Genomic DNA, 14,124 nt, shown 5'->3' on the forward strand with positions numbered 1-14,124 from the left:
CTATGAGCTTATACGGACTGGTGATTTGCGGCGGCGAAAGCATGAGAATGGGTACCGACAAAAGCCTGCTGGTTTATTACCAAAAACCACAGTACGAACACGTTGCCGATCTCCTCGCACCTCTGTGTGAGCGAGTAATCCTCTGCTGCAATGCGGAACAACACAAGACCTTCCGTACCGGCTACCCAAAATTGACGGACATGCCGAAATTTGGCGGAGCAGGACCTATGAGCGGATTGCTAACCGCATTCGAAACCTTTCCGGGAAACGACTTCCTGGTGGCCGGTTGCGATTATCCTTACCTCACGACCACCGATCTGGCTAATTTTCTGCATGATACTGATAAGGATTTGACGGCTGCGGCCTTTTATAACCAAAACGCATTCTATGAGCCGTTGTTAGGATGGTATTCCCGGTCGGCAGGCAATGCTTTGCTGAAAACATTCGAAAACGGCTCGCGGTCGTTGCAGCGTTTTCTTCAAGCGGAGAAGGCGGGAAAATACCGGCCCATGTCTGAACAAACGATGCTCAGCGTAGATACAATGGAAGATTTCCGGGCCGTAAAGCAAGCGCTTGAAGCCGATAATGACTTTCAAAATGGAAACCAGTTCGATAACCAACCATAAAATCGTCCGCATTAGCGGATACGACGCCGAAGTGCTCGACGACCAGCTCGCCGTGGAGGAGCCGCTCGAAATACAAATTACGTTTCGGTCGGGAGGGCGAAAAGAGCGTAAAAGTGTTTCGGTTACCATGCGTACGCCAGGTAACGATCGTGAACTCGCCGCCGGATTTCTGTTCACGGAAGGCATTATCGATTCCCAAAAACAGATCGACGGTATTGCGCATTCACCATTCGACGAAAACCGGGTGATAGTAACCTGCGCACCTGATTTTGAGCCACAACTGGGTTCCATGGAGCGCAACTTCTACACCACATCCAGCTGCGGTGTGTGCGGCAAGGCGAGCATCGATGCGATCAGGACCCGATCCGCTTATACGAATGCAAATGAGGGCCTGGTTTTGAAAAAAGAACTGTTGTACCGGCTCACGGAGCAGATCGCCCAACACCAGAATACGTTCGAAACCACCGGCGGGCTGCATGCCTCTGCGCTTTTCGACGTTTCCGGACAGTTTATGATGTTGCGGGAAGATGTGGGACGGCATAATGCGCTCGATAAACTTATTGGTGCGGCATTGATGTCGGACCGGTTGCCGCTTAACGAACACATTCTCCTCCTCAGCGGCCGCGCGAGTTTTGAACTCATTCAAAAAGCTACGATGGCTGGCATCGCAGTCGTAGCTGCGATAGGCGCGCCATCGAGCCTGGCGGTGCAACTGGCAGAAGAGAGCGGCATTACATTGGTAGGGTTTCTTAAAAAAGACAAGTTCAACATCTACACCGGTCACCACCGGATCTTATAACTATGAAAATCCGCATTCACCGGAATTCCGTGCGTTTCAGGCTTTCCAAAACGGAGGTCTCACTGCTTGAAAATGAAGGGCATCTGGAAGAAATAACCGATTTTGGTTCCGCTCAATTGCGCTATGCAGTCGCAAAATCGGCCGGTGCTGACCTGCAAGCGCGGTTTGAACAAAACAAAATCACGCTGGACGTCCCGGGGAAACTCCTCGAAGGCTGGGCGGCGAACAATACCGTCGGGTTCGAGGGAAATATGCTGCTGGGCGACGGCAGTTCGTTGTTTATGTTGATTGAAAAAGATTTCAAATGTCTGGATAATGTCGATGAAGATCAGTCCGACAATTATGACAATCCCAAAAGCTGCTGAATCATGTCCGAAAACCTACTCCCTGTTCCGGGTGCCGAAAATCCCGAAAAACTGACCGGTTTGAAACAAGGCCCGATCAAAAAAGTGGCTGCCGGCATTCCTGCCGTGGTTTCCGCATTGGAAATGACGGTCAGTGAAGCAGGTTTGCAGCGCGGGATGAAAGCGCTTTTCAACCTCAATAAAAAAGGCGGCTTCGACTGTCCCAGCTGCGCCTGGCCCGACCCGGACGATGAGCGCTCGGGCATCGCCGAATATTGCGAGAACGGTGCTAGGGCCGTCGCAGAAGAAGCCACCACAAAAAAACTGACCGCCGAATTCTTCTCGCAGCATTCCGTACATGAGCTGGGGAAACTTTCGGATTACGAAATCGGCGGGAAGGGTCGCATTGCCGAACCGATGTTCCTGCCCGCAGGCGGCACGCATTATCAACCCATTACCTGGGATGCTGCTTTTGAAAAAATTGGAACACAACTTAACGGCCTTGCCTCGCCCGACGAAGCCGTATTTTACACCTCGGGCCGCACCAGTAATGAAGCCGCATTCCTCTATCAGCTTTTTGTGCGGGAATTCGGTACGAATAACCTCCCCGATTGCAGCAATATGTGCCATGAAAGCAGCGGAACCGCATTAGGCGAGTCGTTGGGCATAGGAAAAGGCTCCGTTACCCTAAACGACTTCTACCAGGCCGAGGTGATCATGATCCTCGGGCAGAACCCGGGTACCAACCACCCGCGCATGCTTTCTGCATTGCGAAAGGCGAAAGCGAACGGCGCCACCATCATTTCCATCAACCCATTGCCCGAAACGGGGCTGATGGGTTTCAACAATCCGCAAACCGTAGCAGGGGTGCTGGGCATTAACCCCACATTGACGGACATTTTCCTGCAAGTGAAGATCAATGGCGATTTGGCATTGATCAAAGCCATTGAGTTGCTGTTGCTGAAAGAAGAAGAAAAAAAAACGGGTGGCGTTTTCGACCAGCATTTTATAAACCAGCATACACAAGGATACGCCGATTTCCTGCGGGACCTAAAAGAATACGATGCCGAACAACTCGCCGCGCAGGCGGGCATACCTTACGCGCAGGTGCAGGAGGTGGCGAGCGTGCTCGCGGGGAAAAGCAAAATCATTGCCTGCTGGGCCATGGGGCTCACACAGCACAAGAATGCAGTGGCGACCATTAAGGAAGTTGTGAATTTGTTGCTGCTTAAAGGCAGCATCGGCAAGCCCGGCGCAGGTACTTGCCCGGTACGCGGGCATAGCAACGTCCAGGGCGACCGCACGATGGGTATTTTCGAGCGTCCGTCCGCCAGGTTTCTTGATTCGATTGAAAAGAATTTCCATTTTTCGCCGCCGCGAGAGCATGGGTATGATGTGGTGGAATGCATCAAGGCCATGCATGCCGGCGAAGCGAAAGTATTTTTCGCGATGGGCGGCAATTTCCTTTCCGCAACGCCCGATACGCGTTTCACTGCCGAAGCATTGCAGAAATGCAAACTCACCGTCCACGTTTCGACGAAACTGAACCGCAGCCACCTGGTTCACGGCCAGGAAGCATTGATATTGCCCTGCCTCGGCCGGACTGACAAGGATATGCGCAATAACGAGAACCGGTTTGTGTCATGCGAGAACTCCATGGGTGTGGTTCAGTTATCGCGCGGCGTGCTGGAACCGGTTTCAAACGAGCTTTTGAGTGAACCGGAGATCGTTTGCAGGGTGGCAAAAGCTACATTAGGCTCGCGGAGCAAGGTTAGCTGGGACAAGTACATCGAAGATTACGATCTCATCCGTACTGACATCGAACGTACCATTCCCGGTTTTGCGGATTACAACGAGCGGGTAAGGCAGCCCGGCGGATTCTATCTGCCCAACTGCAACCGCACTGGCGACTTCGACACGCCTACCCGCAAGGCGCATTTTCACATCGCTGCACCGCAAATGCAGGAGTTGAAAGCAGGCGAGCTCATGATGATGACCATCCGCAGCCACGACCAGTTCAATACTACTATCTACGGCCTGAACGACCGCTACCGGGGCATTTACAACGAACGGCGGGTTATTCTGATGAATGCGGGGGATATGCAGCAACGCAAACTCAAAAACGGAGACCTAGTCGATTTGCATAACAACTACGATGGCGTGGAACGCGTGGCGCACAAGTTCGTGGTGGTCGAATATCCCATTCCCGAGCAATGCACAGCCACCTATTTCCCCGAAACCAACGTGCTGGTACCCATTACGAGCGTCGCGGAAAAGAGCAATACGCCAACGTCCAAAATGGTGATCCTGACGCTTAAACCTCACCAGGGCTGTTAGGATAAACTTAATATTATCCTAACAGACGGACGCACAAGTTGCCGTAATTTCGGGCCTGTTTGCCTGATGGGGGTAAAAAGAGCCGGAAAATATCTTTTTAAAGGAAGTTTAATTTGAATACAATGAAAAAAGGATTTTTAATGCTTGCAATCGGGCTGATGAGCCTGGTGTCGATGGAAGGTATGTCTCAAAAGAAAAACAAGGTGATCGCGCACCGCGGTGCCTGGAAAAATACGGGTGCTACCGAAAATTCAATCGGCGCACTGGAACACGCCATCAAGCTGGGTTGCTATGGCAGCGAGTTTGATGTGCACATGTCGGCCGACTCGGTTTTGTATGTTTTGCACGACCATTCGATCCAGGGAACGAATATCGAAACGACCAATTCAGCCGAGCTTTCGAAGATCAAATTGGCGAATGGAGAAGCATTACCGACTTTGGAGGCCTATTTGAAGGCGGGTTCGAAGCAAAAGAAGACTCGTTTGATTCTCGAAATTAAAACTTCCAAAATCAGCAAGGAACGCTCGTTGGCATTGGCTACCAAATGCGTCGAACTGGTGAAGAAAATGAAGGTGGAAAAGATTACCGACTACATTGCATTCAGCTGGGACGTTTGTCTGAAAGTGAAAGAACTCGCACCGAAAGCACACGTGGAATACCTGAACGGCGACAAAACGCCTGACGAAATCCAGGCGGCCGGCCTCGACGGTATCGATTACCATTTGAGTATTTTGAAGAAAAAAGAGGATTACATTCCCGCAATGCGCCAGAAAAAGCTGACTACCAACGTGTGGACAGTAAATGATGAGGCAGATTTGAAATACTTCCTCGAAAAGGATGTGGATTACATCACCACCAACGAGCCGGAGCTGTTGCTGAGCCTTTCGAAGTAATATTTTGGAATACATTCAAATCAAAACTCCCGACCGGCAACCGATCGGGAGTTTTGATTTATAATATCACCAGGATTACATTAACGAATGCGCGCCATCTGCAACTGCCCGTTCGTTTCCTGCCACGCCCTGATTACCTGCGTAAGCTGCTTGTACTCGATCAGGAAGCCATCGTGGCCGTACAGCGAATCGATCTCCTGGAATGCGGCATCCGGAATGTGCCGGGCCAGGAATTGCTGCTCCGAAAGTGGAAAAAGCAAATCGGACTTAATGCCCAATACCAGCGTTTTCGCCTTCACGAGCCCGAGCGCATGCACGATCCCGCCGCGGTTGCGACCCACATTATGCGAATCCATGATTTTGGACAACGCCCAGTAAGAGAATGCATTGAACCGTTTCACAAATTTGTCGCCCTGGTATTGCTGGTACGACGACGCACGGAACTCGTCGATCTGGTCGGGATTGTCGCGCGCTTGCGTAAAGTTGTAAGTATCATAATTACGGTACGAAAGCAATGCAATCGACCGCGCCGCGCGCATGCCCATTGCTCCCGCATCCGGGCCTTCCTCCGCAAAAGTCGGATCGGCCTCGATCGCCATCCGCTGGGACTCATTGAACGCGATACCCCAGGGTGAATGGAGTGCATTGGAAGCGATCAGGATCAGTTCTTCGAACAAATCGGGCTTTTCGACCGCCCACTCCAGCGCCTGCTGCCCGCCAAGCGACCCGCCGATGCAGATCTTGATCTTGTTGATCGCCAGCTCCTGCCGCAAAAGATCTAATGTTCCTACGACATCCCGTACAGTAAGTGTCGGAAAGTTGCGGTAATAGGGATGGTTCGTCCTTGGATTTACAGAAAGCGGCCCCGTGGAGCCGTATGCCGAGCCGAGCACATTCACACAAATGATAAAATGCTGCGCAGGATTGAAATATTTGTCGTCGCCTACGAGCCCATCCCACCACTCGGTCGCATTGGAGCTGCCGGTAAGCGCATGGCAAATCCAGACGATATTGGTGTCGCTGGCGTTCCTTTCTCCATAAGTGGTGTATGCGAGTTCAAACCCTGGCAATTCACCACCCATTTCGAGTGTGTAGGGATACGGGTATTTAAATGTCTTCTGTTCCGCTTGCATAAGAGCCACAGCACGTGGTTAAATTCAACACATGGTAAAATGGACAGCCGAAATACAATTTTTCGGTTGTAGCTGCGAGACTAAAGCCAATCGGCTTACGGAAATTTCTAACTGTAAGAGCACACGAATTGATTTTATATCTCCTAATAACTTAGGTGGGAATTAGCACCTTTCTCCGATGTGGTAGCAGGTTGCCAGAGGTTCATAGAGCCCATTCTCTCGCCTCTTCTTTATAAATCAACCGCCGTTCAAGGGAAGCAATTGATTGATGGTGCAATATTAAGTGCGGATGCCTGAAAATACAAATAAATGCAAAAATTCTGTCGGTCGCCGGAGCTCGCCCGGGCTGCGAGAGCTTATCTTTGCCCGTCAACTATTTTATATCGAATGAGAATCTTTTTTCACAGTCTGCTGCTCGTTTTGGGCGCTATGCAGGCATCCGGACAGTCTGTAACCCCTTCACCGGAAAACATCCGCAAGCACATTTCCTACCTGGCTTCCGACAAAATGAAAGGCCGCGGTACGGGAAGCAAAGAGAACGAGAAAGCTGCGAAGTATGTGGCGAAACAATTCAAAAAGTACCATCTTTTACCCAAAGGAACCGAGGGCTATTACCAGCCTTTCACCGCGAAAATCCGACGAATAGTCGTTCCCGATAGTGTTCGCCAAACCCGGAATGTGATCGGCTTTCTCGACAACGGGGCCCAATATACCATCGTCATAGGCGCTCATTTTGACCACCTTGGCCTCGGCCGCCAGGGAAGTTCCAAAGCCGAAAAACCAGAAGGACAAATCCATAACGGCGCCGACGACAATGCCTCCGGCGTGGCCGGATTGCTCGAACTGGCGCGGTATTTTTCAGGAAATGATAAAAAGGAGCCGTATAACTTCCTGTTTATCGCTTTCGGAGCGGAAGAACTGGGGCTCGTCGGCTCACGGTATTTTGTGAATAACCCGACGTTACCCTTGGCCGATATCAACTTTATGTCGAATATGGACATGATCGGCCGTTACGATCCAGGCCGGGGCGTGGGCATCGGCGGGTATGGTACCAGCGAGGAATGGCCCGTAATTTTTAAGGATGTGAAAAGCGATACGAAGTTTTTTACAGACAACGCGGGAAGCGGCGGCTCGGATCACGGTCCGTTTTACGCCAAACAAATACCCGTGCTATTCTTCCATACCGGCGGACACGACGACTATCACAAGCCGACCGACGACACGGAGAAGGTCGACGCAAATGCGGAGGCTGGCATCCTTGGTATTCAGATCAAACTCATTGAGAATGCGATGTTATTACCAAAACTTAAATTCACAGAAGTCAAATAAGTTATAATCCAGTCTGAAACCCTTTAAAGTCAGTTTGTTTTGTACGGTTTTGTTGCTCCATCATTCACTTATGGCCAGGCTCACATCTCTCCCGAGGAGTTGTACGGAACGCTGTTTCGTGACGTCCAATGCAGCCACATTTTCTCCGACTCCAAAACATTCGCGGATGCCGTCCCACTGGAAGATCCGGTCCTGATCATCGAACGGTATCACCAGGAAAAGGACGGACCCGATTTTGATATGGAAACATTCATTCGGGCGCATTTCAGAATGCCGGTGCATATTGCTTCCGATTTTGTTACTGACAAGGATGATGCGGTGTCCGAGCATGTTGGTAAGCTCTGGTCCATTCTAACGCGGCAACCCGAGAATCAGGAACGAGGCGGGTCACTCATCCCCCTGCCCCATCCGTATGTGGTGCCGGGCGGGCGTTTCCGTGAGATTTATTACTGGGACAGCTATTTTACAATGTTGGGGCTCAAAGAGTCGGGCCGGGCGGAACTCATTGAGAATATGCTCAATAACTTTGCTTATCTGGTGGATACCCTGGGTTTTATCCCCACTGCCAACAGGACGTACTACCTCAGTCGCTCGCAACCGCCGTTCTTCTCATTGATGGTGAGGCTGTTCAGTGAAATGGAAGGCAAAAAGGTTTTGAAAAAATACCTGGCCCAGATGCAAAAGGAGTATGATTACTGGATGGATGGCTGCCAGGAGCCCTGTGAGCCTTTTACGGCACACCGGCGCCTGGTATACTTGCCCGACGGCGCACTGTTGAACCGCTATTGGGATGACAAAGCAACACCACGGCCGGAGTCGTACAGCGAGGACATGGATCTCGCGCACGAGGCGCAAGAAAAGTACGGCACCCCGCCTGACGAGCTTTTCCGGCATATCCGGGCCGCCGCTGAATCGGGTTGGGATTTCAGCAGCCGCTGGTTTGCCGATGAAAACGATTTTGCGTCCATTCACACCACCGACATCCTGCCCATAGACCTGAATTGCCTGCTATACCATCTCGAAAAGGCCATTGCGGAAGCCTACCTGTTGAACGATAACCGGCGGATGCATTTGCTCTACGAAGAGAAAGCCAGGCAACGGAATATTGCCATTCAGACCTATTTCTGGGATGAGTCGAAGCACTATTATATGGATTATGATTTGAAGAAAAGGGATTTCACCAAAGCCGTGACCATCGCAGGTGCCTTTCCGCTATTTTTCAAACTTGCGCCCAAGCCCCACTCACATTATGTGCGGGCGTATATCCGCCTGAACTTTCTGAAATCGGGTGGACTGCTGACCACCACGGTACGCACCGGCCAGCAATGGGACGCGCCAAATGGCTGGGCCCCGCTGCAATGGATCGTTTACAAGGGGTTACGGAACTACAATTTTCACAGGACTGCCAACGAACTGAGCGACGAATGGCTAGGGCTGATCGAGAAAGAGTTCAGACATTCGGGAAAAATGCTCGAAAAATACAACGTGTCCGACACCAACCTGATCGCCGGAGGAGGTGAATACGAAATCCAGGAGGGCTTCGGCTGGACGAACGGCGTTTACCTTCGCATGAAAAACAGAAAACGTTAGGAGTACTTCGTAGTCTAAATGCTTTGATTTTTTATCCATTTCCAATATATTATATTAAAAATTGCCAAAAAAAGCACCCCGTAGCCGATATTTTTAATACATTGCCATCACCAAGCCCATTTGACTTCATGAAACTCCCCATATACCAAATCGATGCTTTTACTGACAAGTTGTTTGGTGGAAACCCTGCTGCGGTAGTTCCTTTGGAACAATGGCTACCCGAGGAAACGATGCTCGCCATCGCCTCCGAAAACAATCTTGCCGAAACGGCTTTCTATGTCCCGACAGAAAACGGTTTCCATATCCGCTGGTTTACGCCCTTGGTGGAAGTTGATCTCTGCGGCCACGCCACACTTGCGGCTGCCTATGTGATTTTCAATATTCAGAACTACGAAGGGCAGTCGATCAGCTTCGAGTCGAGAAGCGGCGTGCTCACCGTCGACTGCAAGGAAGATTGGCTTACGCTGAACTTCCCTGTCGATCAATACCACATCGCCGTGCCACCACCAGGGCTGGTTGAAAGCCTGAAAAACACGACGCTTCTGGAAGTTTACAAAGGCAAAACTGATTACCTCGTTGTACTGGAATCGGAGGATGAGGTCAGGAACCTGGATCTTGACATCATTATCCTGTCGACCATTCCTGCGCGTGGTGTGATCGTAACCGCCACCAGCGACGACGTGGATTTCGTTTCCCGTTTCTTCGCGCCACAATCGGGCATCGATGAAGATCCGGTAACCGGCTCCGCGCACACGACTTTGATCCCCTACTGGGCCGACAAGCTTTCTAAAACGCAACTGAATGCGCGCCAGCTCTCACGCCGCGGCGGTTTTCTGAAGTGCGAACTGGATGGCGACCGCGTTTACATCGGCGGCCAGGCGAGGTTGTATCTCAAAGGCGAAATCCTCGTAGATTAGGCGCGGACGGCCATTCGGGGACGGCCATTCGGGGACGGCTAGTCGCTCTTTTTCCCGGCAAATTTCGTCCGTTGGCCGGCATACAAGCCTGCAACGACAAGTACCGTCCCGAAAATGGTGTAAATCGTCACGGGCTCGCCCATGAGCCACCAGGCGAAGAAAAATCCGAACAACGGGCAGAGGAAGAGCCACAACGATGCCTTTACGGTATCAATGCGGAGCAGGTAAAACCAGCAGATCAATCCTACGATCGAAACCGCCAGGCTGAGCCAAAGTACCGAACCCCAGAAAACAGTATCTAATTTGGTAGTACTGAGATCGGCCATTAACAAGGTGGCCGGCAGCAGAAAAACGCCACCCAGGAACACCTGCCAGCCGTTGATAAGCAAGTTAGGGAGCTCCCATTTCACGGTTGCATAATAAACGCTGGCCGCAGAAACGGTTACCATGCTGACGAGCAAGAGGGTAATGCCGCCTATTGTCGTGTAACTGTCGGCGAGCAGCGGATAAGTCGCTACGGCCACGCCGCCCATTCCAAGGATTATCCCCGTCCATTCTTCTGCTTTGGGTTTTCGTTTCAGCCACCACGATGAGAGCAATACGATCATCAACGGGTTGGTGGACACTGCCAGGCTGCCGATTCCGGCCGCGGTATACTTCATCGCGTACACGTACAGGCCCAGGTAGAGCGTTGTATTCAGAAAACCGAACAACGCCAGTTGCTGCCATTCTTTTCTGGTGGGCAACCGGTAGGCTTTATTTTTGACAAATACGTACGAAAATGATAGCAGCAAGATACCAGCTATAAAGAACCGAACGTTTGCCAGTATCAAAGGAGATGCCGATTGCACGCCAAACTTCGTTGCTACGGATGCCGACGACCAGAGAATGGAAAAGAGAAGACCGATACCAATGTTTTTCACGCGCAAGAATAATAAGAGTCCAAAATTACAAGTTGTACTTCGGCTTCCGCCCCCACTTTTTATATTTTTGGGTATGATTAACAAAAAGAATGCCCTGCGGACGGTGCTGATTGCTCTGTTTTCTGCCCCGGCGCTGCATGTTCACGCCCAGAACCAGTGGACTTATGACTTCAATAATGGCTTCTTGCCTATTGAAAGCGGCGGACCGGCACTGAAACCGCTCGGGCAAGCGGGGCAGATCATCAAAGAGCACATTCCCGGCTCCGATTATCTTTCACGATCGATCTATGTTTTCGAGAAAAACAGCGGGCTGCAATTCAACAATGCCGAAACCAAGGGCTTCCTGAACAAGTCGTTTACTGTCGAGATCTATTTTAAACTCGACGAACTCGATAGCTGGAAGCGCGTGCTCGATTTCAAGAACCGCAAAAGCGACTACGGCACCTACATTTACAATGGCAAGCTCAACTTCTATGACTTTGCCGTGAGCGAAAAAGCACCCGTGCGCGCAAAACAGTACGTGCATTATGTGTACTCGCGAGATCATGAGACAAAGATCATCAAAATGTACATCAACGGGCTTTCGAAAGTAGAGTTCAAAGATCCGGGTACCGAAGGCGTTCTCGACGCGGACCAGGTGCTGAACTTGTTTCAGGACGATCTGATTGCCGGCAACGAATCCAGCGCGGGCACTGTGGCACTCGTACGCATTTACGACCGCGTGATGACGCCTGTTTTTGTGCGCCGGAGCTACCAGACAATCGCCAAGAACTTTAAAGAACCGGTCGCCAAAAAAGAGGAGCCCAAGGAAGATCCGAAACCGGTGGAAGAAAAACCCGAACCCGCCCGGAATAGAAACCTTGCTATCGTCACAGGAAGAGTTTATGACGGTCGTAACCTGAAACCCGTCAATGATGCCGAGGTTCATGTCCGGAAATCAGCGAATGATTCCCTGGTAGCGCACACCAAAACCGTTGACGGCGTCTATAACGTAGAACTGCCGCCGCACGAAACCTACCGCATTACCGCGCAGGCCGACGGTTTCCAGTCGAAAAGTGTGGTTGTCAGCACCAATAATCGCTTCGAAGAGATCAAAGCATTGATGAATATGGTTCCTGAAACGCATTCCACGCCGCTTTCGACGCTGTATTTCAGTCAGGGTACCGAGGTGCTGGAAGACAGCGCTCTCACCGACCTGGATTCAATCGTCACCTATTTCCAGAGACGGCAGGATTTGAGGCTAGTACTGAAAGGCCATACCGACAATACCGGAAGCTTCGAGAAAAACCTGGAACTTTCCAACAAGCGGGTCGAGACCGTGAAAGCCTATCTGATCGGAAAAGGCATCCTGGCCGATCGTATTGAAGCATCAGGTTACGGCTCGGCACAACCGAAACTGATGAACCAGACAGAATTGACAAAAAAATCAAACAGACGAGTGGAAGTGTGGGCAGAGCAGATAAAAAGATAAAGCCATCTCATGGAGATGGCTTTATACTGACTATTCCTAAACCCTTAACCTTTTCTTATCTTATATATTTTCTAGCTTTAAAAGCTGTCTTTTCTTTATCTGTTAACGTTTCAGGCCTGCTGATCGTTTCATTGTTTCTGTAAAGTAAGAATACTATCAATAATACTCCAATTTTTCTTCTTTACAAAATTCAGAGAACTTAACCAATATACGGCGTTAATTATTCTCCAGATCTGACGAAATTTTGCTGTTTCGCTCTTTTAAACGTTTTCTACACACTTAATTTCGCAGACATAGAACCCCGAAATTCCATTATTATGCAAAGATAACAGTATTTCAGTCTGGCGTCATGGATTTATTCAATTCCCCTTCTGCCTTATTGCATTACAAATGTCCGCATTAATTTTGAAATTACAAATTATCCAAAATGCAGTCATCAAAATTTTCTTTGGAATTTTCTCGCAATTTCAACAATTTAAAACTTATTTTATATTAAAAATCAGCAATTAACTTTTATTAAATTTCGAAAAAACGATCAAAAACCAAATAAATACAATTCTTGAAATATTTATATTTTCTTTAAAAAGTACAATCATTGGTTATAATTATTCATTGTCGATTGTATCCCCAAAGTGCAAAATGATGTAACCATATCCCCAGCTTTGTCCAAAATAATGGGCAGCTCCGCCATTTCCTCATTGGAAAAAGGTTTAAGTACATAATCTACTTGCCTGCCTCGCGGAAAATTATTTCCGATCCCGAAACGTAGTTTGGGGTATTCTGTAGTGCCCAGTAATTCCTCAATATTCTTCAACCCGTTGTGCCCGCCGTGGCTGCCTTTGGGCTTGATCCGCAGTGTTCCAAACGGCAATTGCAGCTCATCCACAATGGTTAACGTATTTTCGGTCGTGACTTTGTACTGGTCCATGTAATACCGGATTGACTTACCGCTCAGGTTCATGTAAGTAGTCGGCTTGATAAAATAAATATGCCTGCCTTTATACTTCCACTCGGCCACAAAGGCTAGTTTTTCAAAGGAAAACTTGAAGTCGTGCTGCGCAGCAAGGCGATCGAGCACCATAAAGCCGGCGTTATGTCGGGTGAAAGCATACTCCGGACCAATATTTCCGAGCCCGGCAATCAGATATTTCATTGAATAAAAGTTTTAATTTCGTCTAAGAGCACATTAATTTAGGCTAAAATTCAGGGAAATTTCATGATACCCCAAAAACGATTAGTACTTAGCAGCCCTCTTCTGGAAATAATGATCAGCCGGCTATGCCAGCAATTGATTGAGAATCACCAGGATTTTTCAAACACGGTCGTCATGGGTTTGCAGCCCAGGGGAATCCATTTTGCCGAACGTATTGTGACGGAGCTGCGTGAAAAAACCGGGCAGAATATCTTGGTAGGGCATTTGGACGCTACGTTCTATCGCGACGACTTCCGCCGCCGCGAGTCCCCGCTTGTGCCGAACAAAACCAATGTGCCCTTCCTGATCGAAGGCAAAAAAGTGATCCTGATCGACGACGTGCTGGCCAGCGGCCGCATGGTACGCGCCGCGCTCGACGCCATGACGGCATTCGGTCGCCCCAAAGCAGTGGAATTGCTCGTGCTCATCGACCGCCGCTACAACCGCGAGCTGCCCATCGACCCTGATTACGTGGGAATGGAGGTTAGCACGGTTGAAACGCAACGCGTGCAAGTCGAATGGAAAGAGCAGGGATTCGACGCCGATCATATCTGGCTCGTCGACTAAAAT

The 14,124-nt window shown here is 49.9% G+C and carries 13 protein-coding genes and 1 riboswitch; of the genes, 10 read left to right on the forward strand and 3 right to left on the reverse strand.

The genetic code is table 11. The features are described from left to right. Positions 1 to 2: 2 nt before the first annotated feature. The 5 genes from mobA (at position 3) to IEY24_RS21640 (ending at position 4,999) form a co-directional block, all read left to right on the forward strand. The gene (gene mobA / locus IEY24_RS21620; RefSeq protein ID WP_188935938.1) at positions 3 to 626 is read left to right on the forward strand and encodes a molybdenum cofactor guanylyltransferase; all 624 of its coding nucleotides are present in this window, start codon (positions 3 to 5) and stop codon (positions 624 to 626) included. Further along, positions 598 to 1,425 carry a formate dehydrogenase accessory sulfurtransferase FdhD gene (gene fdhD / locus IEY24_RS21625; protein WP_188935940.1) on the forward strand — a complete coding sequence of 276 codons (828 nt, stop codon included), beginning with the start codon at positions 598 to 600 and terminating at the stop codon, positions 1,423 to 1,425. Before mobA ends, fdhD begins: the two co-directional genes overlap by 29 nt. A 2-nt stretch (positions 1,426 to 1,427) precedes the next feature. Then, entirely contained in the window at positions 1,428 to 1,790 is a 363-nt protein-coding gene (locus tag IEY24_RS21630) for a DUF7009 family protein (RefSeq protein WP_188935942.1), read from the forward strand. A gap of 3 nt (positions 1,791 to 1,793) precedes the next feature. Next, positions 1,794 to 4,106, forward strand: a complete 2,313-nt coding sequence (locus tag IEY24_RS21635; RefSeq protein WP_188935943.1) for an FdhF/YdeP family oxidoreductase — start codon at positions 1,794 to 1,796, stop codon at positions 4,104 to 4,106. A 122-nt stretch (positions 4,107 to 4,228) separates the two neighbouring features. Next, a complete protein-coding gene (locus IEY24_RS21640) occupies positions 4,229 to 4,999 on the forward strand; it encodes a glycerophosphodiester phosphodiesterase (protein WP_188935944.1) in 771 nt (256 codons plus the stop codon). A gap of 80 nt (positions 5,000 to 5,079) precedes the next feature. Here IEY24_RS21640 and IEY24_RS21645 read toward each other — a convergent pair whose 3' ends face one another. After that, positions 5,080 to 6,132, reverse strand: a complete 1,053-nt coding sequence (locus tag IEY24_RS21645) for a homoserine O-acetyltransferase family protein (protein WP_188937316.1) — start codon at positions 6,130 to 6,132, stop codon at positions 5,080 to 5,082. A 131-nt stretch (positions 6,133 to 6,263) separates the two neighbouring features. Then, positions 6,264 to 6,371: riboswitch (SAM riboswitch) on the reverse strand. Between the two features lie 148 nt (positions 6,372 to 6,519). On the opposite strand from IEY24_RS21645, the gene IEY24_RS21650 reads away from it, so the two are divergent. The 3 genes from IEY24_RS21650 to IEY24_RS21660 all read left to right on the forward strand — a co-directional run bounded on the left by IEY24_RS21650 (position 6,520) and on the right by IEY24_RS21660 (position 9,968). Further along, positions 6,520 to 7,461 (forward strand): M20/M25/M40 family metallo-hydrolase, encoded by a 942-nt coding sequence (locus IEY24_RS21650; RefSeq protein ID WP_188935945.1) that lies wholly within the window; start codon positions 6,520 to 6,522, stop codon positions 7,459 to 7,461. A 39-nt stretch (positions 7,462 to 7,500) separates the two neighbouring features. Beyond that, positions 7,501 to 9,051, forward strand: coding sequence for an alpha,alpha-trehalase TreA (gene treA / locus IEY24_RS21655; RefSeq protein WP_188935946.1), 1,551 nt, complete (start codon positions 7,501 to 7,503; stop codon positions 9,049 to 9,051). A 128-nt stretch (positions 9,052 to 9,179) separates the two neighbouring features. Beyond that, complete coding sequence (locus tag IEY24_RS21660; protein WP_188935948.1) at positions 9,180 to 9,968, forward strand: PhzF family phenazine biosynthesis protein; 789 nt, start codon at positions 9,180 to 9,182, stop codon at positions 9,966 to 9,968. A 38-nt stretch (positions 9,969 to 10,006) separates the two neighbouring features. On the opposite strand, the gene IEY24_RS21665 is transcribed toward IEY24_RS21660, so the two are convergent. Further along, positions 10,007 to 10,891: a DMT family transporter gene (locus IEY24_RS21665; protein ID WP_188935950.1), complete on the reverse strand. Its 885-nt coding sequence runs from the start codon at positions 10,889 to 10,891 to the stop codon at positions 10,007 to 10,009. Positions 10,892 to 10,964: 73 nt separating this feature from the next. Here IEY24_RS21665 and IEY24_RS21670 point away from each other — a divergent pair, with 73 nt between their 5' ends. Further along, on the forward strand, positions 10,965 to 12,362 hold the full coding sequence (locus IEY24_RS21670; RefSeq protein WP_188935952.1) for an OmpA family protein: 1,398 nt from the start codon (positions 10,965 to 10,967) through the stop codon (positions 12,360 to 12,362). 592 nt (positions 12,363 to 12,954) lie between these two features. Here the strand turns inward: IEY24_RS21670 and pth are convergent. Beyond that, a complete protein-coding gene (gene pth, locus IEY24_RS21675) occupies positions 12,955 to 13,515 on the reverse strand; it encodes an aminoacyl-tRNA hydrolase (protein ID WP_188935954.1) in 561 nt (186 codons plus the stop codon). 63 nt (positions 13,516 to 13,578) lie between these two features. On the opposite strand from pth, the gene pyrR reads away from it, so the two are divergent. Further along, positions 13,579 to 14,121 carry a bifunctional pyr operon transcriptional regulator/uracil phosphoribosyltransferase PyrR gene (gene pyrR, locus IEY24_RS21680; protein ID WP_188935956.1) on the forward strand — a complete coding sequence of 181 codons (543 nt, stop codon included), beginning with the start codon at positions 13,579 to 13,581 and terminating at the stop codon, positions 14,119 to 14,121. Positions 14,122 to 14,124: the final 3 nt, after the last annotated feature.

This window comes from Dyadobacter endophyticus (assembly GCF_014641595.1).
In the GTDB taxonomy this organism is placed as follows: domain Bacteria; phylum Bacteroidota; class Bacteroidia; order Cytophagales; family Spirosomataceae; genus Dyadobacter; species Dyadobacter endophyticus.